Annotated in this window: 28 protein-coding genes; 10 read left to right on the top strand and 18 right to left on the bottom strand. The window is 71.6% G+C overall.

What is annotated here, in order from left to right; genetic code table 11:
- The 3 genes from BJY17_RS13375 to BJY17_RS13365 are packed head-to-tail and all read right to left on the bottom strand — an operon-like array spanning window position 1 to window position 4,230.
- Window positions 1–1,455 carry an aminobutyraldehyde dehydrogenase gene (locus BJY17_RS13375; protein WP_179551786.1) on the bottom strand — a complete coding sequence of 485 codons (1,455 nt, stop codon included), beginning with the start codon at window positions 1,453–1,455 and terminating at the stop codon, window positions 1–3.
- Between the two features lie 58 nt (window positions 1,456–1,513).
- Window positions 1,514–2,932, bottom strand: coding sequence for an NAD(P)/FAD-dependent oxidoreductase (locus tag BJY17_RS13370; RefSeq protein ID WP_322789835.1), 1,419 nt, complete (start codon window positions 2,930–2,932; stop codon window positions 1,514–1,516).
- Window positions 2,929–4,230, bottom strand: coding sequence for a glycosyltransferase (locus BJY17_RS13365; protein WP_179551785.1), 1,302 nt, complete (start codon window positions 4,228–4,230; stop codon window positions 2,929–2,931). Before BJY17_RS13365 ends, BJY17_RS13370 begins: the two co-directional genes overlap by 4 nt.
- 134 nt (window positions 4,231–4,364) lie before the next feature.
- Between BJY17_RS13365 and BJY17_RS13360 the strand changes: the two genes are divergently transcribed.
- On the top strand, window positions 4,365–4,973 hold the full coding sequence (locus tag BJY17_RS13360) for a TetR/AcrR family transcriptional regulator (RefSeq protein ID WP_179551784.1): 609 nt from the start codon (window positions 4,365–4,367) through the stop codon (window positions 4,971–4,973).
- Here BJY17_RS13360 and BJY17_RS13355 read toward each other — a convergent pair.
- The 4 genes from BJY17_RS13355 to BJY17_RS13340 are packed head-to-tail and all read right to left on the bottom strand — an operon-like array spanning window position 4,955 to window position 8,918.
- Window positions 4,955–6,082, bottom strand: coding sequence for an ABC transporter ATP-binding protein (locus BJY17_RS13355; RefSeq protein WP_179551783.1), 1,128 nt, complete (start codon window positions 6,080–6,082; stop codon window positions 4,955–4,957). The genes BJY17_RS13360 and BJY17_RS13355 overlap by 19 nt on opposite strands.
- On the bottom strand, window positions 6,079–6,921 hold the full coding sequence (locus tag BJY17_RS13350) for an ABC transporter permease (protein WP_218889915.1): 843 nt from the start codon (window positions 6,919–6,921) through the stop codon (window positions 6,079–6,081). The genes BJY17_RS13355 and BJY17_RS13350 overlap by 4 nt, the downstream gene beginning before the upstream one ends.
- Window positions 6,914–7,810: an ABC transporter permease gene (locus BJY17_RS13345; protein WP_218889914.1), complete on the bottom strand. Its 897-nt coding sequence runs from the start codon at window positions 7,808–7,810 to the stop codon at window positions 6,914–6,916. The genes BJY17_RS13350 and BJY17_RS13345 overlap by 8 nt, the downstream gene beginning before the upstream one ends.
- 4 nt (window positions 7,811–7,814) lie before the next feature.
- A complete protein-coding gene (locus BJY17_RS13340) occupies window positions 7,815–8,918 on the bottom strand; it encodes a polyamine ABC transporter substrate-binding protein (protein WP_179551782.1) in 1,104 nt (367 codons plus the stop codon).
- Between the two features lie 121 nt (window positions 8,919–9,039).
- Here BJY17_RS13340 and BJY17_RS13335 point away from each other — a divergent pair, with 121 nt between their 5' ends.
- Entirely contained in the window at window positions 9,040–10,209 is a 1,170-nt protein-coding gene (locus tag BJY17_RS13335) for a hypothetical protein (protein WP_179551781.1), read from the top strand.
- Window positions 10,173–11,141: an SIS domain-containing protein gene (locus BJY17_RS13330; RefSeq protein WP_179551780.1), complete on the top strand. Its 969-nt coding sequence runs from the start codon at window positions 10,173–10,175 to the stop codon at window positions 11,139–11,141. The genes BJY17_RS13335 and BJY17_RS13330 overlap by 37 nt, the downstream gene beginning before the upstream one ends.
- A 9-nt stretch (window positions 11,142–11,150) precedes the next feature.
- Here BJY17_RS13330 and BJY17_RS13325 read toward each other — a convergent pair whose 3' ends face one another.
- The 3 genes from BJY17_RS13325 to BJY17_RS13315 form a co-directional block, all read right to left on the bottom strand.
- Window positions 11,151–11,822, bottom strand: a complete 672-nt coding sequence (locus BJY17_RS13325) for a DUF2306 domain-containing protein (protein WP_179551779.1) — start codon at window positions 11,820–11,822, stop codon at window positions 11,151–11,153.
- A gap of 92 nt (window positions 11,823–11,914) precedes the next feature.
- Window positions 11,915–12,424, bottom strand: coding sequence for a hypothetical protein (locus tag BJY17_RS13320; RefSeq protein ID WP_179551778.1), 510 nt, complete (start codon window positions 12,422–12,424; stop codon window positions 11,915–11,917).
- Entirely contained in the window at window positions 12,421–13,320 is a 900-nt protein-coding gene (locus tag BJY17_RS13315; protein ID WP_179551777.1) for an LssY C-terminal domain-containing protein, read from the bottom strand. Before BJY17_RS13315 ends, BJY17_RS13320 begins: the two co-directional genes overlap by 4 nt.
- A gap of 48 nt (window positions 13,321–13,368) precedes the next feature.
- Between BJY17_RS13315 and BJY17_RS13310 the strand changes: the two genes are divergently transcribed.
- The 5 genes from BJY17_RS13310 (at window position 13,369) to BJY17_RS13290 (ending at window position 18,479) form a co-directional block, all read left to right on the top strand.
- Window positions 13,369–14,583, top strand: a complete 1,215-nt coding sequence (locus BJY17_RS13310; protein ID WP_179551776.1) for a cysteine desulfurase-like protein — start codon at window positions 13,369–13,371, stop codon at window positions 14,581–14,583.
- Window positions 14,584–14,652: 69 nt separating this feature from the next.
- Window positions 14,653–15,426 carry an isocitrate lyase/PEP mutase family protein gene (locus BJY17_RS13305; protein ID WP_179551775.1) on the top strand — a complete coding sequence of 258 codons (774 nt, stop codon included), beginning with the start codon at window positions 14,653–14,655 and terminating at the stop codon, window positions 15,424–15,426.
- A gap of 178 nt (window positions 15,427–15,604) precedes the next feature.
- Window positions 15,605–16,504, top strand: a complete 900-nt coding sequence (locus BJY17_RS13300; protein WP_179551774.1) for an ATP-binding cassette domain-containing protein — start codon at window positions 15,605–15,607, stop codon at window positions 16,502–16,504.
- On the top strand, window positions 16,501–17,331 hold the full coding sequence (locus BJY17_RS13295; protein WP_179551773.1) for an ABC transporter permease: 831 nt from the start codon (window positions 16,501–16,503) through the stop codon (window positions 17,329–17,331). Before BJY17_RS13300 ends, BJY17_RS13295 begins: the two co-directional genes overlap by 4 nt.
- Before the next feature lie 2 nt (window positions 17,332–17,333).
- A complete protein-coding gene (locus BJY17_RS13290) occupies window positions 17,334–18,479 on the top strand; it encodes a winged helix DNA-binding domain-containing protein (protein WP_179551772.1) in 1,146 nt (381 codons plus the stop codon).
- 18 nt (window positions 18,480–18,497) lie between these two features.
- Here the strand turns inward: BJY17_RS13290 and BJY17_RS13285 are convergent, their stop codons facing one another.
- Entirely contained in the window at window positions 18,498–18,887 is a 390-nt protein-coding gene (locus tag BJY17_RS13285) for a winged helix-turn-helix transcriptional regulator (RefSeq protein ID WP_322789834.1), read from the bottom strand.
- Between the two features lie 168 nt (window positions 18,888–19,055).
- On the opposite strand from BJY17_RS13285, the gene BJY17_RS13280 reads away from it, so the two are divergent.
- Together BJY17_RS13280 and BJY17_RS13275 are read left to right on the top strand one after the other, a co-directional pair.
- Complete coding sequence (locus BJY17_RS13280) at window positions 19,056–19,706, top strand: FMN-dependent NADH-azoreductase (protein WP_179551770.1); 651 nt, start codon at window positions 19,056–19,058, stop codon at window positions 19,704–19,706.
- Between the two features lie 40 nt (window positions 19,707–19,746).
- The gene (locus tag BJY17_RS13275) at window positions 19,747–20,127 is read left to right on the top strand and encodes a DUF1304 domain-containing protein (protein ID WP_179551769.1); all 381 of its coding nucleotides are present in this window, start codon (window positions 19,747–19,749) and stop codon (window positions 20,125–20,127) included.
- Between the two features lie 33 nt (window positions 20,128–20,160).
- Here the strand turns inward: BJY17_RS13275 and BJY17_RS13270 are convergent, their stop codons facing one another.
- The 7 genes from BJY17_RS13270 to hemQ all read right to left on the bottom strand — a co-directional run bounded on the left by BJY17_RS13270 (window position 20,161) and on the right by hemQ (window position 26,830).
- Window positions 20,161–20,532 (bottom strand): hypothetical protein, encoded by a 372-nt coding sequence (locus tag BJY17_RS13270; RefSeq protein WP_179551768.1) that lies wholly within the window; start codon window positions 20,530–20,532, stop codon window positions 20,161–20,163.
- 140 nt (window positions 20,533–20,672) lie between these two features.
- A complete protein-coding gene (gene hemL, locus BJY17_RS13265; protein ID WP_179551767.1) occupies window positions 20,673–21,998 on the bottom strand; it encodes a glutamate-1-semialdehyde 2,1-aminomutase in 1,326 nt (441 codons plus the stop codon).
- The gene (gene hemB / locus BJY17_RS13260; RefSeq protein ID WP_179551766.1) at window positions 21,995–22,993 is read right to left on the bottom strand and encodes a porphobilinogen synthase; all 999 of its coding nucleotides are present in this window, start codon (window positions 22,991–22,993) and stop codon (window positions 21,995–21,997) included. The genes hemL and hemB overlap by 4 nt, the downstream gene beginning before the upstream one ends.
- Before the next feature lie 90 nt (window positions 22,994–23,083).
- On the bottom strand, window positions 23,084–23,878 hold the full coding sequence (locus BJY17_RS13255) for a uroporphyrinogen-III synthase (RefSeq protein WP_179552876.1): 795 nt from the start codon (window positions 23,876–23,878) through the stop codon (window positions 23,084–23,086).
- A gap of 14 nt (window positions 23,879–23,892) precedes the next feature.
- Window positions 23,893–24,846: a hydroxymethylbilane synthase gene (hemC, locus tag BJY17_RS13250; protein ID WP_179551765.1), complete on the bottom strand. Its 954-nt coding sequence runs from the start codon at window positions 24,844–24,846 to the stop codon at window positions 23,893–23,895.
- The gene (locus tag BJY17_RS13245) at window positions 24,843–26,093 is read right to left on the bottom strand and encodes a ferrochelatase (protein ID WP_179551764.1); all 1,251 of its coding nucleotides are present in this window, start codon (window positions 26,091–26,093) and stop codon (window positions 24,843–24,845) included. Before BJY17_RS13245 ends, hemC begins: the two co-directional genes overlap by 4 nt.
- Window positions 26,093–26,830 carry a hydrogen peroxide-dependent heme synthase gene (gene hemQ, locus BJY17_RS13240; RefSeq protein WP_179551763.1) on the bottom strand — a complete coding sequence of 246 codons (738 nt, stop codon included), beginning with the start codon at window positions 26,828–26,830 and terminating at the stop codon, window positions 26,093–26,095. The genes BJY17_RS13245 and hemQ overlap by 1 nt, the downstream gene beginning before the upstream one ends.
- Between the last annotated feature and the right edge of the window lie 74 nt (window positions 26,831–26,904).

Here is a 26,904-nt window from a genome sequence, read left to right as displayed (position 1 = left end):
TCAGGCCGGGCGGAAGCCAGTGGTCTCGGGCGGCGGCGCGTGCCGGATCATGAGGTGGCGCGTGACCGAGTAGTCGAGCATCGGCTCGATCGACATGTCCTTGCCGAAGCCCGATCCCTTCACGCCGCCGTGCGGCGCCTCCGACGCGATCGGCAGGTGGTCGTTGACCCACGTGACGCCGACGTCGAGCGACTGGCTGACGCGCAGGGCGCGCGAGACATCCGAGGTCCACACCGACGACGCGAGCCCGTAGGCGCTGTCGTTCGCGAGTGCGATGCCCTCGGCCTCGCCGTCGAAGGGGAGCACGACGAGCACGGGCCCGAACACCTCGCCCTGCACGATCTCCGACGACTGCGCGGCGCCGACGAGCAGGGTCGGTGCGAAGTACGAGCCGATGCGGTCGATCGCGTGGCCGCCGGCGAGTGCCTCGGCGCCCTCGGCGACGGCACGGGAGACGAAGCCCGAGACGCGCTCGAGGTGGCCCTTCGAGATGAGCGGGCCGATGTGGGTGTCGGCGTCCATCGGGTCGCCGGCGACGATGCCCGAGATGGCGGCGCGCAGGGCGGCGACGCCGTCGTCGTACACCGAGCGCTCGAGGTAGACGCGGGTCGCCGCGGTGCAGTCCTGGCCGGTGTTGTACGTCGCGCCGAGGGCGACGGCGTGCGCCATGGCGCCGAGGTCGGCGTCCTTGAAGACGATCACGGGCGCCTTGCCGCCGAGCTCGAGGTGCACGCGCTTGACGCCCTCGACGGCGCCGCGCATGACGGCCTTGCCGGTCTGGGTCGAGCCGGTGACGCTCACCATGTCGACCTCGCGGTGGGTGACGAGGGCCTGGCCGACCTCGGCGTCGCCGGTGACGACGTTGAAGAGACCGGCGGGAAGGCCGGCCTGCAGGGCGAGTTCAGCGAAGCGCAGCGTGGTGCGCGGCGTCGCCGGCGCGGGCTTCACGATCACGGCGTTGCCTGCGGCGAGCGCGGGGCCCGCCTTCCAGATCGCCATGATGAGCGGGAAGTTCCAGGGGGTGATGCCCGCGACCACGCCCACCGGGCGGCGCGTCATGATCGAGGTGTACCCGTTCGAGAGCGTTCCGGCGCCCGTACCGTCGAGCGAGCGGGCGGCGCCCGCGAAGAAGCGCAGGTTGTCGATGCCGAACGGCAGCTCGCCGTCGAAGGCGGTCGTCCACGGCTTGCCGGAGTCCTCGACCTCGAGCTTCGCGAGGTGCTCGGCGTCGGCCTCGAGCGCATCGGCGAGGCGGAGCAGGGCGAGCGAGCGCTCCCCCGGGGTCTTCGCGGCCCACTCGGGCTGGGCGGCGCGGGCGGCGGCCGCGGCCTCGTCGACGTCGGCGACGCCCGAGGCGGTGAACGCCGCGACCTCCTGCTCGGTCGCGGGGTTCGTGATGACGGTGTCGCCGCCCGATCCGGGGCGGTACTCGCCGATGAAGGTTCCGGTGGTCATGGTGTTCCTTTCGGGCCGCGACGGATGACGCGTGCCGGTGCTGCTCGGGAGGTGGAGCTCAGGAGTTGAAGCCGAGGCCGAAGCGGTCGAGGGTGCGGAGCCAGAGGTTGCGCCGCCCCTCGTGCGCGTCGGCGGCGAGGATCGAGTGCCGGGTGAACTGGATGATGGGATTGCGGAACGGCTCGGGCGGGATCGGGAACGGCCGGCGCCGCACGATGTCGTAGCGCAGCCGCGACGTCGCCTCGCCCGAGAGCAGGTCGAGCGCGACATCCGCCGAGAACCGCGACGCGCCGACGCCGAGGCCGGTGTGCCCGACCGCGTAGGCGACCCGGCCGGCGCGCGCGGTGCCGTAGGCTGCGGTGAACCGGGTGGTCGAGTCGATCGGACCCGCCCATCGGTGCGTGAACCTCAGCCCGCCGAGCTGCGGGAACGTCTCGAAGAAGTGCCGGGCGAGCAGCTCGTGCGAGCTGTCGCGCTGCTCGAGGCTCGCGTCGACCTTGCCGCCGCGGTAGTACACGGCGTCCCACCCGCCGAAGAGGATGCGCCCGTCGGCGGTCGGCCGGTAGTAGTGGAACTGGTTGCCCGCGTCGGTGAGCCCCTGCCCCTCGCCCCAGCCGATCGAGGCCTGCTGGGCGGCCGTGAGCGGCTCGGTCATGAGCACGTGATCGTAGAGCGGCATGATGTACGAGCCGAGTCGCTTGAGCGGCGCCGGGTAGGCGGCCGTCGCGATCACCGCGTGGCGGGCGTCGACGTGGCCGAGCGCGGTGCGCACGCGCACTCCGGCACCGTTCGTCTCGATTCCGGTGGCAGCGGATGCCTCGAAGATGCGCACCCCGCGACGCCGGAGCTCGGCCGCCATCCCCCACGCGAGCCGTGCCGGGTCGATGAGCACGGTGCCCGTGCGGTCGCGGAGACCGCCGAGGTAGCTCGCCGAGTGCACGTCGGCCTGCACTTCGTCGCGCGACTGCAATTCGAGCTCGACCCCGTGCCGCGCGCCGAGCTCCTGCGCCTCGCGGAGTCCGGCGAGCTGCCACTCCTCGACGGCGAGCGTGGTCTTGCCCGAGCGGCGCAGGTCGCAGTCGATGCCCGCGGCCTCGATCGTGGCGACGAGCTCGGCGAGGTTGCGATCGCCCTCCTCGGCGAGCGCGCCCACCTGGTCGGGCCAGATCGCGGTGCCGTGCGTGAGGCCGTGGGTCAGCGAGCTCGCGACGAAGCCCCCGTTGCGCCCGGTTGCACCGTGCGCGACGCGGTCGGCCTCGAGCACGACGACGGATGCCCCGGGGTCGCGCTCGAGCGCCCGCCAGGCCGTCCACAGTCCGGTGAAGCCGGCGCCGATGACGACGAGGTCGGCCTCCACCCGTTCGCTGAGCGGCGCGCCGAGGGCGGGCGCGTCGGCCCGATCCATCCAGTACGGCTTCGGTGCGGCGCCCGCGAGGGCGGCTGCCGCGGCATCCGTCACCTGATGCGACGCGTTCACACGTGCTCGGAGACTGCGACGCGCTCGATCACGTCGGCGGCGCTCGCGAGTCCGCTGCGCGAGCGGATGCCCGCGCCGACGGCGGCCGTGCGTTCGCGGAGCTCCGCATCGCCGAGCAGGTTCTGCACGGCGCTCGCGAGCTCTTCGGGCGTGAAGCGGTACGGGTCGATGCGCAGGCCGAAGCCCTTCTCGTGCACGCGCTGCGCGTTGTCGTACTGGTCCCAGAAGAGGGGCAGCACGATCATGGGCTTGCCGAAGTGCAGCGCCTCGGTGGTCGTGTTGTTGCCGCCGTGCGTGATCACGAGGTCGGCGAGCGGCAGGAGCTTCGTCTGCGGCAGGAACTCGGCGCCCCACATGTTGTCGGCGAGCTCGAACTCGTCGTGCAGCGGGCCCTTCGAGACGATGACGTTGACGGGCTGGTCGGCGAGCGCGGCGATGACGCGGCGCATGAGGTCGACGTCGGCCGAGCCGAGCGAGCCGAGGCTGAAGTACACGAGCGGCCGGGAGCCGTCGGTGAACGAGGCGGGGAGCTCTGGCACCTCGGTCTCGGTCTCGCGCACCGAGGAGTCGACACGGTGCCAGCCCGCGGGCAGCGGACGCTCGGCGTCGTAGTCGAGCGCTTCGGGGTAGACGTACACGTTGGCGTCGCCATGGCCGATGAACTCGAGATCGGGCAGCGGCGCGGCACCCTGCTCCTGCACCCAGGCGTCGTAGGACTGCCAGAGCGCGCGGTGCGTGCGGTCGTACTCGGCGCGGAACTCGGCCCAGCCGGCGCGGTCGTCGTCGGCCAGACCCGAGAAGGCGGGCGCGATGCCGTCGCCCGGCACCTCGAGCGGGTTGCACGAGACGATGCGCACGAACGGGCGGCCGGCGGTCTCGAGGGCCGGGAAGCTCAGCACGTTGTCTTCGATGATGACATCGGGCTGCACCCGCTCGATGATCGCCTTCAGTTGCGGTTCGCAGTACTTCGCCCCGTCGACGAGCGCCTCCCAGATCGGCAGCACCACGGTCTCGAGCTGCTCGGAGGTGGTCTTCTGGAACTCGGGCGAGATCTCCTTGATGTAGTCCTTCCAGAACTGCCCGGCGTCCTGCTCCACGACCTCTTCGGGTGCGGGGGCGAGGTCGACGAGGTCCTCCTCGAAGCCGAGGGCGGTGAGCTTGCCCTCCCACGAGCGCTCGGCGGCGAACACGACCCGGTGGCCGCGGCGGAGCAGTTCGTCGCCGATGCCGATGCAGTTGTTCGTGGGCCCGTAGGCGCTCTCGGGCATGAACAGGAACGTGCGGCGCTCTTCAGTCATCGGTGACTCCATTCGACAATTCCTTGCAGGTGGATAGAGAGAATTCTTCCGGGCTGAACCCATGTGTTTTCAAGTCAGTTCGGCCTAATATTGACCAACGATGCAGACAATCTGTCTGACCGGGAGGGAGCACGATGGCCAGGCCGAAGCGCCAGGAGGAACGGCGCAGCCAATTGGTGGCCGCGGCGCAGCGCGCCATCGCAGCGCACGGCCCCGACGGGGCGCGGCTCAACCGCGTCGCCGAGGAGGCCGGCCTCACCTCGGGCGCCGTGCTCTACTACTACCCCGACATCGACGAGCTCATGTTCGAGGCGAACCGCGCCGGCATGGAGCGGTTCTACGAGGAGCGCGTGCGCATGCTCGAGGCCCTCGACGACGATCCCGTGCTGCGCCTCACGGCGCTCGTCGACTCGGGCCTGCCGAGCGGCTCCGACGACACCGAAGTGCGACTGCTCTGCGAGCTCGGCGGCTCGGCCGGCCGCAACCCGCTCATGGCGTCGCTGCTCACCACGCTCTACGACCGCCAGGTCGGCATGTACCAGGTCGTGCTCGAGCAGGGTGCGGCGCGAGGCCACTTCGCGCTCGCGCAGCCCTCGCTCGTGGTCGCCCGCAACCTGGTCGCACTCGAAGACGCCTACGGCTACCGCATCATCGCCAAGCACCCGATGCTCGACCACGCGGCAGCGCGCGAGCTGCTGCTCGCGTACGCGCGACTCGCGACGGGTCACGCGCTCACGTCCTGAGGCGCCGGCGCCTCGGGCGCGGCGGGCGGCGCCTGCGCGGCATCGGATGCCTCGGCGCCTGCGCCGACCTCGAGCGCGACCGCCGTCGCGCGCCCGAAACGGACCCCGACCCGTGCGCCGCGCTCGAGCCGGGTCGCCCCGTGCACCGTCGCGAGGAGCGGGTCGGCGTGACCGGGCACGTCGACCGAGATGGTCGTGGCCCCGCCGAGGAAGTAGGTGTCGACGACCGTTCCCGACAGGCCGGTCGCGGCATCCGCCGTCAACTCGACGTCTTCGGGGCGCACGACCGCGGTCGCCGGCGCACCGACGGCCAGCGCGTGCGAGGCGACGACGGGGCCGAAGCCCGCGACCTCGACGCCGTCGGCGGTGGCCGTGCCGTCGAGCAGGTTCGCCGTGCCGATGAACGAGGCGACGAAGCGCGAGGCGGGGTGCGCGTAGAGCTCCTGCGGCGAGGCGAGCTGCTCGAGGCGTCCGTCGCGGAGCACCGCGATGCGGTCGGCCATCGACATGGCCTCCTCCTGGTCGTGCGTGACGACGACGAAGGTGAGGCCGACCTCGTGCTGCAGGCGCTTCAGCTCGAGCTGCATCGAGGCGCGCACCTGGCGGTCGAGCGCCGAGAGCGGCTCGTCGAGCAGCAGCAGCTTCGGCCGCTTCACGATCGCGCGGGCGAGCGCGACGCGCTGGCGCTGACCGCCCGAGAGCTGCGTGGGCCGGCGCTTGGCGAGCGGGCCGAGCCCGACGACGTCCATGACGTCGGCGACGCGCGAGCGCACCTCGGCCGCGCCGACGCCGTCGGCCTCGAGACCGTAGGCGACGTTCTTCTCCACGCTCATGTGCGGGAAGAGCGCGTAGCTCTGGAACATCATGTTGACCGGCCGCTTGTGGGCGGGCAGCCGCAACAGGTCTTCGCCGTCGACCTCGATGCGGCCCTCCGCCGGCGTCTCGAAGCCGGCGATCGAGCGCAGCAGGGTGGTCTTGCCGCAGCCCGACGGGCCGAGCAGCGCGAAGAACTCGTTGTGGGCGATGTCGAGCGAGATGCCGTGCAGTGCGACGGTGTCGCCGTACACGGCGCGAACGCCGTCGACGCGGAGCAGTGGGGCGGAGCTCATCGTGTGGTTCCTGTCAGTCGGGTCAGTCGTTGCGCCGCGATCACCGTCACGACGCTCACGAGGAGGAGGATGGTGGCGAGGGCGTTGACCTCGGGGGTCACGCCGAATCGCACCATCGAGTAGATGACGATCGGCAGGGTGGGCTGCGTGGGCGCGGTCGTGAAGAACGCGATCACGAACTCGTCGATCGAGAGAGTGAAGGCGAGCAGCGCGCCCGCGACGATGCCCGGCGCGAGCTGCGGCAGGGTCACCCGCATGAAGGTGCGCACCGCCCCGGCGCCGAGGTCGCGTGAGGCCTCTTCGAGGCTCGGATCGAGGTTCGCCATGCGGGCGAGCACGATGGCCGTCACGAACGCCGTCGCGAAGACGCCGTGCGCGAGGATCACCGAGTGCAGCCCGAGCGTGACGCTCGCGAGCGAGAACAGCGTGAGCAGGCCGATGCCGAGCAGCAGGTCGGGCAGGATCGCGGGGGCGATCGCGAACGCCCTGATGAGCCCGCCGCGCGTGTAGTGCTGGATGCCGTAGGCGAGCAACGTGCCGAGCACGGTCGCGATCGCGGTCGCGCCCGTCGCGACGATGAGCGTGTTGCCGAGACCCTGCATGATCTTCTCGTCGGCGAAGAGCTCGGGGTACCAGCGCAGCGAGAATCCCTTCCAGACGAAGAGGTTCTCGGACGCGTTGAAGCTCATGATCACGACGATGAGGATCGGCAGGTACAGGAACACGTATCCGAGCCAGAGCGGCACCAGGATGCCTCGCGGCTTGCGCACGGCCCGGGGCCGGGCGGACGGCTCGATCTCCCGCATCGCCGTGGTCGTGGGCGCAGTCGTGTCAACCACGGCGCGGTCCTTCCGTGAGGCGGCGGGACACCGCGGTCTGCACCACGATGACGATGACGAGCAGGATCGTGAGGAGGAGGGCCAGCGTCGCGCCGAACGGCCAGTCCCTGGCCTCGAAGAACTGGTCGCGCACGAGGTTGCCGACCATGATCGTCTTGCCGCCGCCGATGAGTTCGGGGATGACGAAGTTCGACATCGCGGGCACGAACACGAAGATGCATCCGGTGAGCGCACCCGGGATCGAGAGCGGCAGGGTGACCGTGCGGAACGCCCGCCAGGGCGTGGCTCCGAGGTTCGTGGCCGCCTCGCGGAGCGAGGGGTCGAGCTGCTGCAGCGAGGCGTAGAGGGGCAGCACCATGAGCGGCAGGTACATGTACAGGAGCCCGACGACGATCGCCTGCGGGGTGTACAGCATGCTGATCGGGGCATCCGTGATGCCGAGGCCCTGCAGCCACTGGTTGACCCAGCCGGCGTTGTTCAGCAGCAGGATCCACGCGTAGGTGCGGATCAGGAAGTTCGTCCAGAACGGGAGCACCACGGCGACGAGCGCGACGGTGCGCCACTTCGGAGAGAGCCCCGCGATCGCGTACGCCATCGGGTAGCCGATGAGGAGTGCGAGCAGCGTCACGATGCCGGCGAGCACGATCGACTGCAGGATCACGCCGACGTAGAGCGGTTCGAAGAGCTTCACCCAGTTGTCGAGCGTGAACTCGAAGACGATGCCGCCGAAGCGACCGCGCTTGAAGAACGTGTAGAAGGCGAGGAGGCCCACGGGCAGCGCCATGAACAGGATCAGGTAGATCATGCCCGGCGCGAGGAACGGGACGGGCGCGAGCCCCCGCCGCACGGTGCGCGCGGCGGGGGCTGCCGGGTGGTTCGTCGAGGTCACGGTGCTAGTTCGTGGCGAGCACTTCGGCGTTCAGGTCGACGTACTTCAGCGAGTCCTCGCCGAGGTCGACGATCGCCTCCTGCTCCATGAGCTCGTCGACGGTGATGCCGAGGGTCGGGTACGACTCGATGAGCGCGGGGTCGAGGGCGTCCATGGCGGCCTTGTTGGGCACCTTGTAGAGGATGTTCTCGGCGACCCAGGTCTGCACCTCGGGGTCGAGGATGTAGTTCAGGAAGGCCATCGCGGCCTCCTTGTTCTTCGACGACTCGAGCACCGTCATGGTGTCGACCCAGAGGTCGGAACCCTCTTCGGGCACGACGAACTCGATCGACGGGTCTTCGGCGATGCCGTAGTTGCACCAGCCGTCCCATGCCTGCACCATCGCGGCCTCGCCCGAGACGAGCTTCGAGTAGAAGGTCGTGTCGTCGTAGGCGAGGAGGGTCGACTTGGTCTTCAGCAGCTGCTCCTTGGCGGCGGCGAGCTCGTCGTCGTCGGTCGTGTTGATGGAGTTGCCTGCGGCCTTGAGCGCGGGCTCCGCGAGCCAGCGGTCGGTCGAGAGCATCGTGGTCTTGCCGACGAGCTCGGGCTTCGGGTTCAGCAGGTCGTTCCACGACGTGGGGTCGTAGCCGGTGAGGTCGGGGCGGTAGCAGAGGCCCGTCGTGCCCCAGGCGTAGGGCTCGGAGTAGACGTTGCCCGGGTCGTAGGCCAGGTCGAGGGCCTCGGGGTAGAGGTTCTCCTCGTTCGGGATGAGCCCCTTGTCGAGCTTCGCCAGCAGGCCCTGCTCGCCGAGCGCCTGGGCGTACTGCCCGGAGACGAAGGCGACGTCGATGCCGGAGTCGGCGCTCGCGGTGAGCTTGGCCACGATGTCCTCGTTCGTGGTGTGGTTGACGATCGTGGTCTTCACACCCGTCTCGGCCTCGAACTTCTCGGCGAGGTCCTCGGGCGAGTAGTCGGCCCAGATCGAGACGGTGAGCGTCTGCTCGCTGAGGTCGGCGTTGGGATCGAGCGTCTCGACGGCGTCACCGCCGCCGGAGGAGCAGGATGAGACGGCGAAGGCGAGGGCGATCGTGCCGGCCGCGGCCGCCACGATACGTCGCGTCGTGGTCATGTGGTACCTCCAGGAGCAGTCGGGAAAGGTTGAGCGATTGTTGCACCACGGATCAAGAAACCGCAATGGTTCTCTGAAAGGACTGGAGTGACGGTTGCCGAATAGTTACAATCCGAATTCAATGAACTCGATACTGCAGGGTGATCGCATCGTCGTCGGCGACCATGCGCTCGTCGTCGACGCCGACGGCCGGGTGCTCGCCGGATCCGTTCGGCCCGCGGCGGGCGACGGCATCGCGCGGGCGATCGCGCGACTCGTCGACGAGAGTGTCGCGGCGGATGCCCCCGAGCGCGCCATCACCGTCGACCAGACCAACACCTCGGTGATCGTCGACGAACGACTCATCGTCAAGCTCGTCGGCCGCTGGAGCGCCGCGGACCGCGCCGCTGCGCTGCTCGAGCAGCTCGCCGCCGCGGGGTCCGATGACGTCGACCGCTTCGTCGGGCGCGTCGAGTGGCGTCATCCCTCGCTCGGCACCTCGACGCTCGCGGTCGTGACCGAGTACCTCCCCGGCGCGGTCGACGGATGGACCTGGGCCGTCGACGACGTCGTCGCCGCGCTCGACGACGGGCCCGAGCCCGAGTGGCCCGCCCTCCTCGGCGAGCGCGTCGCCCGTATCCACGGCGTGCTCGGCGCGGACGCCGTGCACGCCGAGGGCGAGACCCCGACGGCCAGGGCCGACCGTGCGTCCACCGCGCTGCGATCGGCGCTACGCCTCGCCGGGGGCGACGCCGGGGCGCGCCTGCGCAATCGTCACGAGTCGCTCGCCCGCGACATCCGCTCGCTCGGCGCGACCGCCCCCGGCGTCGAGTTCCCGATCCACGGAGACCTGCACGTCGGGCAGGTGCTGCGCTCCCCCGGTGCCGACGCACCCCGCTACACGGTGATCGACTTCGACGGCGACCCGCAGCTGGCCGCCGAAGAGCGCGAGGCGCCGGATGCCGCGGCGCGCGACATCGCGCACATGCTCGTCTCGTTCGACCTCGTCGCGGCCGTCGCCCAGAAGCGGCTGCAGCGCGCCGACGTCCGCACCTTCGCATGGGCCGACCGTGCGCGCCGCGACTTCCTCGACGCCTATCGCGCCCACGTGCCGAACGGCGAGCTGCTCGACGAGGCGCTGCTGCCGGGCTTCGAGGCCGAGCAGCTCGTCGCCGAGCTGCGCTACGCCGACCGCTTCCTGCCCGCCTGGATCTACGCGCCCGACGCCGCGATCACGCACCGCCACCCGTCGACGAACGAACACCCGGAGGAACCGTGGACACCGCCGCTTTCCGAGCAGACCTCGAGCTGATCCCCGAGACGCTCGACGCACTGGCCGACGCCCTCGACGCGGGCCTTGCCGGCCTCGAACGACTTCCCGTGCTCGGCGTCTCGCGCGTGCTGGTGCTCGGCATGGGCTCGAGCCGCTACGCCGCCGACGTCGTGGCGCGCCGCTACCGCGCGATCGGCGCGACCGTCGTCGTCGAACTCGCGAGCGCCGAACTGCTGCCGCCGGCGGCGCCCGACCTCGCCGTCGTCGCGGTCTCGGCGACCGGTGGCAGCGCCGAGGTGCTGCGGGCCGTGGAACGGTACCGCGGCACCGGCCGCCTCGTGGCGGTCACGAACCGGCCGGAGTCCGAGCTCGGCCGGCTCGCCGACGTCGTCGTGCCGCTCCTCGCGGGCGTCGAGGCGTCGGGCGTGGCCTGCCGCACGTTCCGCGCGACGTTCCCGGTGCTCGACGCGGTGCTCGGGGCCCTGCTCGGCACCGCGCCGGCCGCTCGATTCGACGCGGCATCCGTGCGCGACGCCGCCGCCGCGACCCGCGAGCTGTTCGCGACCTCGGCCGACTGGCTGCCCCCGCTCGCCTCGCTGCTCGCCGCGCCGATGGGCACCTGGGCGCTCGCCCCCGCCGAACGGGCCTCGAGCGCGCAGCAGTCGGCGCTCATGCTGCGCGAGGTGCCCCGCCGTGCCGCCTACGCCTCGGAGACGGGCGACTGGTCGCACGTCGACGTGTACCTCACGAAGACCCAGGACTACCGGGCGCTCGTGTTCGCCGGCTCCGTGTGGGACGCCCAGGCGCTCGACTGGATGGAGCAGCGCGGCTCGCGCTTCGCCTCCATCGGGCGCGACCTGCCGGGGGCCGAGCTCACGATCCGATTCCCCGGCGACGGGCGCGACGAGGTCGCCGCACTCACCGAGGTGCTCGTGGGCGAACTCGTCGCCGACCGGTGGCTGCGGGCCTGAGACGTCGCGTCACGCCGCGACGGGTGCCCGCGCGGTGCGCGGCAGTCCGTCCTCGTTCGGCCGCCACCAGAGCCAGAGCTCGCCGGCGACGACATGCATCGTGAGCCCGATCCAGAACGCCGGCGCGAAGCTCTCCTCGAGGGAGAGGATCTGGAAGCCGGCGAAGATGCCGACCCACACGCGGATCATGCCGACGCCGAGCCCGACGGCGAACGCACGGATCATCCAGCGCCGGTGCATCCGCACGTCTCGCCCGAGGATCGCCCGGAACGCGAGCAGGAGCGCGACGAGGAACCAGCTGCCGAAGACGGCCGCCGCGAGCGACTGCCAGGCGCCGCCGTAGGAGAAGGGCACGCCGAACGCGAGGGCGAATACGCCGCTCACGAGTCCGAGCGTGAGGAGCACCCGCCCGAACCGGCGGTGGAACGTGAAATGCCGTTCCCTGAATCGCCGCCAGAGCTGCAGGGGCGCACCCACGAGGTAGAGCACACCGGGCACGATGTGCAGGTAGGCGAGCCACGGGTTCTCGACGTAGCGCAGTTCGAAGCTGTCGCCTTCAGCCGGGGTGCCGGTCACGATCAGCGGCCCATCGGTACCGAACCGGATGCCCGCGAAGACGAGCACGATCGCGATGAGCAGAACGACGACCGACCACATCGGGATCGCCACCGCACGCGGCATCCGCTCGCCCCCTCGCCGGCTCGCGCTCGCGGTCCGTCGGCGCTCAGGCTACTCCGCGACGGGACGCGCGCACAGTCGATGACGAGGATTTCTCATTGCTTGCGACGGCGCGAATACGCGCGTGCGTTGCGGCTCGAGAGTGCGAGCAGCACCAGGATGTCGAGAGCGAGCGTGATGAGCGTGGTGCGCAGCGTGATCTCGGTGTCGGTGCCGAAGTAGTCGAACGCCGACCCCGTGATGCTGAGCGTCGCGAAGACCATCACGGTGATACGGGCCCAATTGCTGCCGCGGAAGATGAGCAGGGCCAACACCAGCTCGACCGCGAGCACGATGCCGCCGGCGACGAGCACGACGGTGAGCACGACGTTCGACCCGGCGTCGGCCTCGAGATCGGAGTCGAGCGGAACGCCGAGGTCCTCGACGAGGGTCTTCCGCCACAGGACGGCGAGCGAGATGAGCCAGACGACGCCGGCGAGCACGCGCAGCACGACGAGCACGGCGCCGAACGTCGTCGCGACCGGTCGCCGCATCATGGGCGCGGCCGGCGCCGGACTCACGAGCACCGCGGGCGACTCGAACGCGGGGCGCTTCTCGACGCTCATCCGACGACCTCCCGCACGACCGGCACCGCACCGACGTCGACGACGGGGAGATCGCCGTCGGTCGTGATGGTGTCGCCCCCGCCGTTCCTCGAGTGATAGCCCGTCGAGAAGTCGGCGAGCAGGTCGACCCGCGCTTCGGGATTCGCCGCGAGCACGGTTGCGACGATGTGGTCGCGCTCGATGTCGATGTCGGCGTCGATCTTGTGCGTGATCTGCAAGGTGAACAGCGAAAGCCCGACCGCCCGGTCGAACGTGCCGGCGGCGAGCCAGTCGACGCGGCGACCGCCGGGCAGGAGCCACCCGTCGGGGGTGCGCCAGAACCGCACGTGGTGCCGCTTGGCTGGGTTGCCCGCCACCTCCTGCTGGTAGGCGAAGTCCTGCTGCCTGCCGAAGAGGAAGAGTGGGCTGACCGGGGCTTCGTCGTAACTGCGGCGGGTGATCGTCGAGGAGATGATGCGCCAGCTCGACGGCCCGGTGACGTCGTCGGCGCGGGTCCAGCCGGCACGGCGCATCGCGACGTCGAGCGCCGCCTCGTCGCCGTCGAAGGCGAGGTTCACGGGGTCGCCGAGCAGGCCGTCGCTCGTGCGCGCCCGCCCGATGAAGTAGTCGGGCACGTAGATGGCCGTAAGGATGCGGTGCAGTCGCGGCAGCACGAGGTAGGCGAGCACGAGCCAGAAGGCGACGAAGAACAGGATGCCGAACCATCCGAACGCGAAGGACTCCGTCAGCACGAGCCACGCGAGCCAGACCGCCGCGATGCCGGCGTAGACGAAGAAGAAGCCGTCGAGCAGCGCGGTGAACGAGACCCTGCGCCGGCGCGCGACCGGGGTCGACGCCCCGTCGACCTGCCCTCCGTCGATCGGGTCACCGGATGCCTCGGCCCCCACCTCGCCCATGCCTGCATGCTATCCGCGCGAGGCGTCCCGACTGGCTATCCTCGCTCCATGGCCTACGACGTCGCGCGAATCCGTACCGAATTCCCCTCACTCGAGAGCGGCTGGGCCCAGTTCGACGGCCCCGGGGGCACGCAGACGCCGCGGTCGGTGGGCGAGGCCGTGGCATCCGTGCTCACCGGACCGCTCTCGAACCGCGGCACGACCGGCGTCTCCGAGGAGCGCGCCGAAGCCGCGGTGCACGGATTCCGGCTCGCGATGGCCGATCTCGTCAACGGGCACCCGCGCGGCATCGTGCAGGGACGCAGCGCCACGCAGCTCGCCTACGACTTCTCGCGGCATCTCTCGAAGCAGTGGGCCGCCGGCGACGAGGTCGTCGTCACCCGGCTCGACCACGACTCGAACGTGCGCCCGTGGGTGCAGGCCGCCGAGCGCGTCGGCGCCGTCGTGCGCTGGGCCGACTTCGACCCGGCCACCGGCGAGCTGCCGGTCGAGGCCGTCGCAACGGTGCTCTCCGAACGCACTCGGCTCGTCGCCGTCACCGCGGCGTCGAACCTCATCGGCACGATGCCCGATGTCGCCGCGATCGCCGCGGCCGCGCATGCGGTCGGCGCACTCGTCTACGTCGACGGCGTGCACTCCACGGCGCACGAGCTGCCCGACATCGCCGCGCTCGGAGCGGACTTCTTCACGTGCTCGCCCTACAAGTTCCTCGGCCCGCACTTCGGCGTGCTCGCTGCGACCCCCGAGCTGCTCGAGTCCATCGCGCCCGACAAGCTGGCGCCGTCGACGAACGTCGTGCCCGAGCGGTTCGAGTTCGGCACGCTGCCCTACGAGCTGCTCGCGGGCGGCACGGCGGCGGTCGACGCGCTGGCCGGTCTCGCCGACCTCCCCGAAGCGGATGCCGCGAGCTCGCGCCGTGCGCGGCTCGTCGCCTCGTACGCGGCGCTGCACGAGCACGAGGAGGCGCTGCGCACCCGGATCGAGGCCGGGCTCGCCGAGCTGCCCGGGGTCACCGTGTGGTCGCGCGCGCCGCGCCGCACGCCCACGCTGCTCCTGACATTCGACGGCCACGAGGCATCCGAGGTCACGAAGCGCCTGGCCGAGGGCCGAGTGCTCGCACCGAGCAGCAGCTTCTACGCGCTCGAGGCCTCGAGGCGCCTCGGCCTCGGCGATGCCGGCGGACTGCGGGTGGGACTCGCGCCGTACAACGACGCGAACGACGTCGAGCGGCTGCTCGACGGCCTCGCCGCGGCGCTCGACTGAATCGGCGGGATTCGGACGCCACCCGATCGATCGGCGCCCGCCGCCGAGCCGTCGCCATACGCTGGCATCATGACCCTCGCCGACACCGCCGCCGAACTCCGCCGCCTGCACACCGACTCCGAACTGCTCCAGGTGGTGAATGTCTGGGACGTCGTGAGCGCCACCGCGGTCGCCGCCCTGCCGCAGACCCGCGCGATCGCCACCGCGAGCCACTCGATCGCCGCCTCCTTCGGCTACCCCGACGGCGAGCAGATCCCCGTCGAGCTCATGCTCGACATGTGCGGGCGCATCGCGCGCGCCGTCGACGTGCCGGTGAGCGCCGACCTCGAGGCCGGGTACGGCGACGCCGGCGAGACGATCCGCCGCGCCATCGGCGAGGGCATCGTCGGCGCGAACCTCGAAGACCAGCTGAAGCCGCTCGCCGACGCGGTCGCCGCGGTCGCCGCAGCGGTGGCCGCCGGCGACGCCGAGGGCGTGCCGTTCGCCCTGAACGCCCGCACCGACGCCTTCCTCCGCGGGCGCGAGCGTCCGCTCGACGTCAACATCGCCGACGCGATCGAGCGCGGCCGGGCCTACCTCGACGCCGGTGCGACGAGCGTGTTCGTGCCGGGCGACTTCGGCGACGACGTCGTCGAGCAACTCGTCGCCGGCATCGGCCACCGTCGGGTGAGCGTCATCGGCCTGCCCTCCGTGCCGCCTCCCGCACGGCTCGAAGAGCTCGGCGTCGCACGCGTCTCCTACGGTCCGTACACGCAGCGCATCGCGCTCGGCGCCCTGCAGGACGCCGCCGTCGTGCTGTACGCCGGCGGCGTGCCCCCGCACGGCATCCGCCAGCTGAACTGAGTGCTCGCGTGCCGGGTCGTCTGCGGTCGGCCCGACACGCGATTCCGCGAATCCCCCGCGTGACGGATGCATCCGGCCCCGCTTGCTCGCTAGGGTGAGCGTGAGGCGGCCTGGCTGCCCGGGTCGTGCGGGGGTGCGGCCTGCGCGACCGAGCTCGCCCCCACTGTGAGGAGAGCGCATGGCGAGCGGCATCCCCATCGAGATCTCGGGGCTCAGCAAGCACTTCGGCCCCGTGACCGCGGTCGACGACCTGAGTTTCACGGTGCAACCGGGCAAGGTCACCGGATTCCTCGGCCCGAACGGGGCGGGCAAGACGACGACGCTGCGGGTGCTGCTCGGGCTGCAGCGCGCGAGCGCCGGCACCGCGACCTTCGGCGGCACGCCCTATTCGGCGCTGCCGCGACCGCTCGAGACCGTGGGTGCTGCACTCGACGCGAACTTCCACCCGGGGCGCACGGCCCGCAACCACCTCAAGGTCTACGCGACCGCCGCCGGCCTGTCGTCGGCCCGGGTGCCGGCCGTGCTCGAGCAGGTGGGCATGTCGGAGCACGCCGACCGCCGTGTCGGCGGCTACTCGCTCGGCATGCGCCAGCGGCTCGCCCTGGCCTACACGCTGCTCGGCGACCCCGGCGTCTTCGTGCTCGACGAGCCGATCAACGGACTCGACCCCGAGGGCATCAAGTGGATCCGCGGGTTCCTGCAGAGCCTCGCCCGCGAGGGTCGCACCGTGCTCGTCTCCTCGCACCTGCTCAGCGAGGTGCAGCAGAGCGTCGACGAGGTGGTCATCATCGCGAAGGGCCGGCTCATGAAGACCGGCACCCTCGCGAGCCTCGAACTCGACTCGGCGCCGCGCACGATCGCCGACTCCCCCGATCGCCCCGCCCTCGCCGCTGCGCTCGACGCCGCAGGCCTCGAGTACACCGAGGGCCGCAGCGGGTTCATCGTCGACGAACCCGACCCCGCCAGGGTCGGCCACGCCGCCTTCGTCAGCGGCGTCGAGCTCGCCGCGCTCCATCGCCTGAGATCGGGGCTCGAGGAGTCGTTCCTCTCGCTCGTCGGCGGAGGTGACGAGTCGTGAACCTCGTGCGCGCCATCGGCTCCGAGTTCCAGAAGGTCTTCACGACGCGCATGTGGTGGCTCCTCGCGATCCTCCTCGCCGCCTACGTGGCGTTCATGGCGGGCGGCCTGGGCACCTTCCTCGGCTGGGCGACCGAGAATCCGGAGGCCGCGGCATCCGCCGGCGGCAACACCACCGTGCCCCCCGGCACCGAGCTCGCACCGCTCATCTACAGCTTCGCGTCGTCGGTGGGCTACGTGTTCCCGGTGCTGCTCGGCGCCCTCGCGGTGACCGGCGAGTTCCGGCACAAGACCCTCACACCGACCTTCCTCGCCGAACCGCACCGCACGGTCGTGCTGAGCGCCAAGTTCATCTCGCAGCTCGTGGTCGGCGCGGGCCTCGGCGTCATCGCCTTCGCCGTCTCGGTCGGCGCCGGCGCGGCGGCTCTCGCCGGCTTCGGGCTCGATACCGGGCTCGACTCGAGCGACACCTGGGCGCTCATCGGTCGCGGGGTTCTCGCCATGGCCCTCTGGGGCGCGATCGGCGTCGGCCTCGGCGTGCTCGTCGTCAACCAGGTGGCCGCGATCGTCATCGTGATCGCCTTCACCCAGTTCGTCGAACCGATCCTTCGGGTCGTGGCCTCGCTCAGCGACGTCACGGCCTCGATCGGCCGGTTCCTGCCGGGCGCCGCGAGCGACGCGCTCGTCGGGGCATCCTTCTACAACATCGCCTCGCTCGGGTCGACCGACACCCTCGAATGGTGGCAGGGCGGGCTCGTGCTGCTCGGCATCGCGGTCGTGGCGACGGTGATCGGCGGGGCGACGACCTGGCGACGGGACGTGTCGTAGGGGTGGAGGTCGCCGAACTCCGACGCATCCGCCTGCAGGTGCAGGGGCTGCGCGAGGTGCGCGCGACCTCGGCCGCCGACGTCGTGCGCGACTTCGTCGCGGTGCAGTCGCAGGAGTTCGTTCCCGCGCAATGGGGTCTCGCGATGCGGGTGCCGGCCGAGCGCCGCCCAGGTCTCGCGGAAGTCACCGCGGCGCTCGACCGCGGCGAGATCCTGCGCACGCACGTGCTGCGCCCGACGTGGCACTTCGTCGACCCGGCGGATGCCAGATGGCTGATGGAACTCTCGGCCGAGCGGGTGCACCGGGCGAACGCGACGTACTACCGGCGCACGGGCGTCGACGGGGCGGGCGGGGCACGCGCGCTCGACGTCGTCGCCGCGTCGCTCGCGGGCGGCCACCGCACGCGGGCCGAGCTCGCCGCGGCGCTCGACGCCGCGGGGCAGCCATCGACCGGGCTGGGCTTCACGTACGTGCTCATGCTCGCCGAGCTCGAACGGGTCGCGATCAGCGGCGCGAACGTCGGCAGGCAGCGCACCTACGCGGCCTTCGACGAACGAGTGCCCGCGTCGGCTCCGAAGTCGCGAGCGGCGGCGCTCGTCGAGCTGGCCGCGCGATTCATCCGCTCGCGCGGGCCCGTGACCGACCGCGACTTCGCGGCATGGTCGGGGTTCACGCTCGGCGACACGCGGCAGGCGTTCGCGGTGGTCGTCGACGGCGGCGGTGACGGCGCAGACAGCCGCACGGCCGGACCCGTCGAGACCTTCGAGATCGACGGCGCGACGTACTGGCACGACACGGAGATCACGGCCGCGGCACTGGCCTCGGCTGCTCCACCGCCCGGCACGGTCGACCTGCTGCAGGCCTTCGACGAGTACATCATGGGCTACGCCGCGCCCCGCTCGTTCCTGCAGCCCCCCGGGCGCAGCGACCCCGTGCACCCCGAGTTCCCGATGCACGCGCTCATGGCCGACGGCGTGATGGCCGGCCGCTGGGCGCCCGTCACCTCGGGGCGCAGGGCGGTCGTCAGGCTCGCCCCGTGGCGCGCGTTCACGGCGCGTGAGGAACGCGGGCTCGCGGCATCCGTCGCCGAGGTCGAGCGGTTCCTCGACGCGCCCGTGACCGTCGAGCGCGAGCCGGCGGCCGACTGACCCGGGGTGCCGCCGGCGTCACGACCCGGCGGCGCGACGGTGCCATTCGACCTCCGCCATGTGCGCGTCGGCCCAGTCCTTCATGTGGTGCACGATCGCCATCAGGCTCGCGCCGAGGTCCGTGAGCGAGTACTCGACGTGGGCCGGGTAGACCTGCTTCACCTCTCGGGCGACGAGTCCGTCGCGTTCGAGCAGGCGCAGCGTCTCGGTCAGCATCTTCTGGCTGGCGCCGGCGACCCGGGCGCGAAGCTGCGAGTGCCGCTGGGGTCCCTCCTCGAGCGGCAGGAGCACGAGCGTCGTCCATTTCGAGCCGAGGATGTCGAGCACCTGGCGCGACGGGCATTCGGCGAGGTACGACGCGTAGGCGTCCTTCGCGGCGGCACGTTGCTGATCGGCGGTCAGGGTCACTGGGTCTCCAAGCTCGCGGTCGACGACGGGGGGATGGGCACCTCCGGCATCCCACGGCACTCCGAAGTGCCTGCTGGTGCCGGTGCTCAGGGCGATGTGACGATCGAAACCGCCACGGGGCGCCATCCATTCCCGGATCCCCCGCCGAACACCAGTGAAGGAACCCCGATGACTCACCTCCTGCACGTCAACGCCTCCGCCAGGGGCGACGCCAGCCGCTCGCTCGAGCTGGCGACCCGCTTCATCGACGAGCTCGAGACGATCGACGACGGGCTGACCGTCGACCGCCTCGACGTCTTCGACGGCTCGCTGCCCGAGTTCGGCACGGCCGCGGCCGGCGCGAAGATGGCCGCGTTCGCGGGCCAGGGCCGCACCACGGCCGAGGAGCGGGCCTGGTCGGAGGCGCGTGCCGTGTTCGACCGCTTCGACGCCGCCGAGGCCTACGTGTTCAACGTGCCCTTCTGGAATGCCGGAGTGCCGTATCCCCTGAAGCAGCTCGTCGACGTCATCACCCAGCCGGGCTGGGCCTTCGCGTTCACGCCCGAGTCCGGGTACCGCGGGCTGCTCGAGGGCAAGCGGGCCTTCGTCGTGTACACGAGCGGCGTCTACGCCGAGGGGCTGCCGCCGTCGTTCGGCGCCGACTTCACGACCACGTTCTTCCGCGACTGGTTGGGCTTCATCGGCATCACCGACATCGACGAGGTGCACTTCGCGCCGACGGTCGTCAATGCCGATGTCGAGGGCACTCGCCGTGCGGCGCTCGACGCGACCCTCGCCTCGGCGCAGCGGTTCGCGAGGGCGGAGCGGTTCGCGGCGTGAGCTGACCATGCGAGAGGGCGGCGCCCGCTACGATCGCGGCATGGCCGTCATCGGATCCGTGTTCGTCGCCCTCGCCGCGCTGCTGCACGGCTACATCTTCCTCATGGAGAGCGTCTGGTGGACCCGGCCCTCGACCTGGAAGCGCTTCGGTGTCGCCGACCAGGCCGCGGCCGACATCACGAAGCCCATGGCCTACAACCAGGGCTTCTACAACCTCTTCCTCGGACTCGGCGCCGCGATCGGCCTCGTGCTCTACTGGGCGGGCGCGATGCCCGTCGGCGAAACGCTCGTGCTCTTCGCGACGGCCTGCATGTTCCTCGCGGCCGCGGTGCTCACGACGACCGGGCGAGGCTACCTGAAGCCCGCGCTCGTGCAGGGCACGCTGCCGCTCATCGGCTTCGTGCTCTTCGCGTTCGCCTGAGCTGGCGGAGGCGGATGCCGCCCGCCTCGCCGACTAGTCGGACGCGTCGTCGGGGGTCGCCGTGAGCTTCAGCCGGTCGATGAGCTCTGCGGCGTGGTTCGTGCTCAGGATGATGCGGGTGAACTCGCCCGCGGCGAGCTCGAGCACGACGGCCTGACGCTTGCCCTTGACGATGACGAAGTCGCTGCCGCCGTGATACTTCCACACGCCGACGGCGACGACGAGGGGCACCTCGGTGCCACGACGACGGATGCCGCGGATCCAGATCCACGGGTCGTCGGTGATGGTCGCCGAACGGATGTCGTCGCGCTGCACGACGAGATCGGCGCTGCGGAGCGCGAGCGACTTCTCGGCCGGGGTGAGGTGAACCTCGATCCGGTCGGTGTGCACACGCAGTTTCGCCATGCCTCCATCCTGCCCGAGTCGCGCGCCGGGCGCCCAGTCGACGCCCCACAAAGCCATAACGGTTTGCTCGGACACTCGGCGGGTCGAGCCGGTCGAAACCAATCCGCGGCGGTATCGGCAGGCTCAACCCGCAAGCGTGGTTACACCGGTCGGGCGGATGCCGCGGCGCGCGCCGCTGCCGGAAGGGCCTCGAACACCCGGGCGATCGCGGCATCGTCGTGGGCGGCGGTGACGAACCACGCCTCGAACACGCTCGGCGGCAGCGAGACGCCGGCGTCGAGCATCGCGTGGAAGAACGGGGCGTATCGCCACGACTCCTGGCGCTGCACGGTCGCGTAGTCGCGCACGGGCTCGGCCGCGGCCTCATCGCCGAACACGAAGCTGAAGAGGTTGCCGGCGTGCTGCACGCGGTGCGCGACCCCCTCGGCGTCGAGTGCGGCCGAGACCGCGTCGCTGATGGCCTCGGCGGTGGCGTCGAGGGAGCGGTAGACCGAGGCATCCGCTGCACTGAGGGTGGCGACGCCGGCGGCGACCGCGACGGGATTGCCCGAGAGCGTGCCCGCCTGGTAGACGGGGCCGAGCGGCGCGAGCTGCTCCATGATCTCGGCGCGACCGCCGAGGGCGGCGACCGGCATGCCGCCGCCGATGACCTTGCCGAAGGTCATGAGGTCGGGCGTGTACGCCGTGTCGGTGCCGTCTTCGAGCCCCCACCAACCGGCAGCGGAGACGCGGAAGCCCGTGAGCACCTCGTCGGAGATGACGAGGGCGCCGTGCGCGTGGGCGAGCTCGACGACGGCGCGGTTGAACCCGGCGACCGGGGGCACCACGCCCATGTTCGCCGCAGCCGCCTCGGTGATGACCGCCGCGATGCGGTCGCCGTGCTCGGCGAACACGGCGACGAGCGCGTCGAGATCGTTGTAGGGCACCACGAGCGTGAGGGCCGCGATGTCGGCCGGCACGCCCGCAGAACCCGGCAGCGCGAAGGTCGCGAGACCCGAACCGGCCTCCGCGAGCAGGCCGTCGGAGTGGCCGTGGTAGTGCCCGGCGAACTTCACGAGCAGGTCGCGGCCCGTGAACCCGCGGGCGAGACGGATCGCGCTCATCGTCGCCTCGGTGCCCGTGGAGACGAGGCGCAGCTTCTCGACCGGGCCGACGCGCGCCTCGACGAGCTCGGCGAGCTCGGTCTCGGCGGGGGTCGACGCGCCGAACGAGAGGCCGCGCGCCGCGGCATCCGTCACGGCCTCGATGACCCGCGGGTCGGCGTGACCCAGGATCGCGGGGCCCCAGCCGGCGACGAGGTCGACGTACTCGCGGCCCTCGGCGTCGGTGACGTACGGGCCGCGGGCGCTCACGAGGAAGCGCGGCGTGCCGCCGACCGAGCGGAACGCGCGCACGGGCGAGTTCACGCCGCCCGGGATCGCGGCCTGCGCACGGGCGAAGAGCTCGTCGTTCGTGGGGGCGTTCATGCGGCGTCTCCGTTCCGGATCCACTCGGCCAGTTCGACGGCCCAGTAGGTGAGCACGGCGTCGGCGCCCGCCCGGCGGATGCCGCGCACCGATTCGATGACGGCGCGCTTGCGGTCGATCCAGCCGTGGGCGGCGGCGGCCTCGATCATCGAGTACTCCCCCGACACCTGGTAGGCCCAGACCGGCACCTCGGATGCCGCGGCGACGTCGGCGAGCACGTCGAGGTAGCTGCCGGCGGGCTTCACCATGACGACGTCGGCACCCTCGTCGATGTCGATCATCGCCTCGCGCAAGCCCTCGCGGCGGTTGCCGGGGTCGAGCTGGTACGAGCGGCGGTCGCCCTCGAGGGTCGATTCGACGGCCTCGCGGAACGGGCCGTAGTAGGCGCTCGCGTACTTGGCCGAGTAGGCGAGGATCGCCGTGTCCTGGCGGCCGGCGTCGTCGAGGGCGTCGCGCACCGCGGCGACCTGGCCGTCCATCATTCCCGAGAGGCCGAGCAGCTCGGAGCCCGCCCGCGCCTGCGCGAGCGCCATCGAGGTGTACCGCTCGAGCGTGGCGTCGTTGTCGACGCGGCCGCGCTCGTCGAGCACGCCGCAGTGCCCGTGATCGGTGAACTCGTCGAGGCACAGGTCGGTCTGCACGACGAGCCGGCCGGCGGATGCCTCGGCGGCGACCGTGGTCGCGACGTTGAGGATGCCGTCGGGGTCGGTGGCACCCGAGCCGCGCGCGTCGCGCACCTCGGGCACGCCGAACAGCATCACGCCGCCGACGCCCGCGGCCGCGGCCTGGTCGATCGCCTCGGGCAGGCTGGCCAGCGAGTGCTGCACGACGCCCGGCATCGAGCCGATCGGCACCGGGGCGGACACACCCTCGCGCACGAAGATCGGGAGCACGAGCTCGGCGGGGTGCAACCGGGTCTCGGAGACGAGGCGGCGAAGCGCCGGGGTCTCACGGAGTCGGCGCGGTCGGACACGGGGAACGGGCGTGGAGCTCACCCGTCAAGCCTACGTCGCGGCGGCTGAGCGGTCGTCGGGAGGGGACCGGTCGGTCGCGGCATCCGACGCCCGGGCTTCAGGCGAACGCGGTCAGGCCTTGGCGGTGGCGGCGTCGACGACGGCGTCGATGAGCGACTCGGCGGTGCGCTCGCGCGCGACGACGTCGACCCGCAGCCCGACCTGCGCCGCGTCCTTCTTGGTCTGCGGGCCGATCGCGGCCACGAGGATCGACTCGGGAATCGGGCCCAGCTGCTGCTGCACCTGCTCGGCGACGCTGCCCGAGGTCACGAGCACCGCGTTGACCCGGCCGGAGCGCACGTCTTCGGCGACCTTCGCGGAGACCGGGACGCCGATCGTGCGATAGGCCACGACGGCCTCGACGTGATGGCCCATGCGCTCGAGGCCGATCGAGAGCACCTGCTTCGCGATCGCCGACCGCAGGGCGAGCACGTTCAGTCCGCGTGCACCGGCGGTCGCCGCCTCCCACTCCTCGAGCATGCCGCGGGCGGAGTTGTCTTCGGAGGGCACGATGTCGGCCTGGTACCCCGCCGCGATGAGCGCAGCTGCGGTGGTCTCTCCGACCGCAGCGACCTTCGTCGTCTCGGGGATGACGGCGCTGTACGTCGACAGCACGTCGACCGTCGTCGCGCTCGTGACGGTGAGCCAGTCGAAGCCGCCGGCGGCGAGCTTCGCGAGCGCCGCCTCGAGGGCCGGCTGGTCGTCGCTCGGTGCGAAGTTGATCAGCGGGGCGACCACGGGCGAGGCGCCGCGGGCGCGCAGGGCGGCGGCCACGCCGTCACCCCAGGGCCCGCCGCGCGGCACGAGCACCCGCCAACCGGCGAGCGGCTTGCCGGCGGAGGCAGGCAGGTTGATGGCACCCGTCATCGATTCGAATTCGCTCACAGCGACTCCTCTGGTGGTGCAAGATCAGCGGCGCCGTTGCCGAGGAGTTCCGCGACGACGCGTTCGGCGAGGTCGCGTGCCGCATCCGCCAGGTCGGCGGCCGAGCGGCTGTCGGGGGTGGCCGCGTGCGAACTCACGAGTCGCCGGGCCCCGTCGGCACTGTACACGCTCGCCGACAGGAACAGAAGTTCGTCCTCCATGAACGCCGTGGCGCCGATGGGGGCCGAGCAACCGGCCTCGAGACCGGCGAGCACCAGCCGTTCGGCGAGCACCGTCGCACGCGTCATCGTGTGGTCGACGGCGTCGAGTGCGCGTTCGAGCGCGCGGTCGCCCACCTCGCGGCGCACCTCGATCGCCAGTGCACCCTGGCCTGGGGCCGTCGGCCAGTCGCCGAGCGGCAGCAGGTCGGTCACCGCGTCGGATCGACCGAGCCGGCCGAGGCCCGCCGCGGCGAGCAGCACGGCGTCGAGCTCGCCCGACTCGACCTTGCCGAGGCGGGTGTCGATGTTGCCGCGCAGGTCGACGGCGATCACGTCGGGGCGCACGGCGCCGAGCTGGGCGATGCGGCGCGGCGACCCCGTGCCGACGCGGGCGCCCTCGGGCAGCGTCGCGATCGTGAACCCGTCGCGGGCGCAGAGCGCGTCGCGCGCATCGGCGCGCTTCGGCACCGCGCCGAGGCGCAGTCCCTCGTGCTCGGCGGTCGGCAGGTCTTTCAGGGAGTGCACGACGACGTCGCACTCCCCGGCGAGGAGCGCCTCGCGGAGCGCGGCGGCGAACACGCCCGTGCCGCCGATCGAGGCGAGCGATGCCCGCGAGGTGTCGCCCTGCGTGGTGATCGGCACGAGCTCGATCTCGGCCTTCGCGGCCTTGGCGAGCCGCTCGGAGATCTGGCGGGTCTGGGCCATCGCGAGTGCGCTGCCCCGGGTGCCGACACGGATGACCGGGGTCATGGTGCGATCCCTGCGAGCGCGGGCCGGAACCCGAGGCGGACGTTCTCGCAGCACCCGGGACGACACACGTCGTACCAGGGACCGAGCTCGGTCTCGGCGGGTCGCTCGGCGACCGGCGTGCCGTTGACACGCTCGAGCACGAGGTCGACGAGTCCGGCGACGTAGGCCGGGTGCGTGCCGGGCGTCGGCACCCGCACGGCCGCGAGGCCCTGCTGCTCCGCGGTCTCGAGCGCCTCGTTGTCGAGGTCCCAGAGCACCTCCATGTGGTCGCTCACGAAGCCGAGCGGCACGATCACGACGGCCTTGCGGCCCGCTGCGGGCAGCTCCTCGATCGCGTCGTTGATGTCGGGCTCGAGCCACGGCATCGATGGAGGGCCGCTGCGCGACTGGTAGACGAGCTGCCACGGGACATCCGCCGCCCCGGCCTTGGCCATGACGACCTCGGCGACCGCACGGTGCTGCGCGGCGTACGCGCCGCCCTCGCCGAAGCCGCGCTCGGCGGGCCCGGACTTGGCGGCATCGGTCGACGGGATCGAGTGCGTCGCGAAGAGCACCTCGATCTCGGTGGTGCGATTCAGCTCGCCGGACGCCTCGAGACCCGCGAGCCCGTCGCGCACGCCCTCGACGAACGGGGCGACGAAACCGGGATGATCGAAGAACTGCCGCACCTTGTCGATCTGCACCTCGTCGCCGAGGCCGGTGTCGGCGAGCGCATCCGCGAAGTCCTCGCGGTACTGCCGGCAGCTCGAGTACGAGCTGTAGGCGCTCGTCGCGATGGCGATGAGCTTCGTGTGACCTGCGGCCTTCGCCTCGGCGAGCGCGTCGTTGAGGTAGGGGTCCCAGTTGCGGTTGCCCCAGTAGACGGGAAGGTCGATGCCGCGGTTCGCGAGTTCGGCCTCGAGCGCGGCCTTCAGCTCGCGGTTCTGCTGGTTGATGGGGCTCGTGCCGCCGAAGTGGCGGTAGTGGTGGGCGACCTCTTCGAGGCGCTCGTCGGGGATGCCGCGGCCGCTCGTGACGTTCCGCAGGAACGGGATGACGTCGTCCTGCCCCTCGGGTCCGCCGAAGCCGGCGAGCAGGATGGCGTCGTAGGCGACGGGCTCGGTCACGTGCGCCGGCCCGCCCTGCGCTGCCGGGGTCGCGCCCGGCACGATCGCCCCGAGGGCGCATGGTGCGGATGCCGCGGGGGCCGGCTTGCGGCCGCGAGCGGGTGCGGACGCGGCATCCGAGCCCAGGTTGACCGCGGCCATTACTGCAGCACCTCCACGAGCTCGGCGGTCGTGATGCGGCGGCCAGTGTAGAAGGGCACCTCTTCACGCACGTGGCGACGGGCGTCGGTGGCGCGGAGTTCGCGCATGAGGTCGACGAGCTCGGTGAGCTCGTCGGATTCGATGGGCAGCAGCCACTCGTAGTCGCCGAGCGCGAAGGCGCTGACGGTGTTGGCGATGGCACCGCGGAACGCGGCGCCCTTGCGGCCGTGGTCGGCGAGCATGCGGCTGCGCTCCTCGGCGGGCAGGAGGTACCACTCGTAGCTGCGCACGAAGGGGTAGACGGTGAGCCACGACTTGGGCTCGATGCCGCGGAGGAAGCCGGGCACGTGCGACTTGTTGAACTCGGCGTCGCGATGCACGCCCATGGCGTTCCACGTCGGCAGCAGGTGCTTCAGGATACGCGCGCGGCGGAGCTCGCGGAGCGCCCACTGCAGTCCCTCGGCCGTCGGGCCGTGCAGCCACAGCATGACGTCGGCATCGGCGCGGAGGCCCGAGACGTCGTAGATGCCGCGAAGGGTGACCCCTTCGTTCTCGACGAGCGAGATGACCCCGTCGAGCTCTTGGACGACACGACGCACGTCGTGGCCGTCGTAGTCGTCTGGCCTCGCCGGATCGCGGCGGAACACGGCGAATACCGTGAAGCCCTCGGGAGAATCGGCGGTTTCGGATTCGGGACGGAGCGCGTCGGCTGCCGCTTCGGCAGCGGGGGAAGACATGCCACCAGTCTCCCCCTTTCCGCGTGATCGGCCAAAAGAGACGACGGATGCCCCGGGTTGCGGAGCATCGGAAC

This window comes from Agromyces hippuratus (genome assembly GCF_013410355.1).
In the GTDB taxonomy this organism is placed as follows: domain Bacteria; phylum Actinomycetota; class Actinomycetes; order Actinomycetales; family Microbacteriaceae; genus Agromyces; species Agromyces hippuratus.
This window is presented reverse-complemented; position numbering and strand designations above follow the sequence as displayed.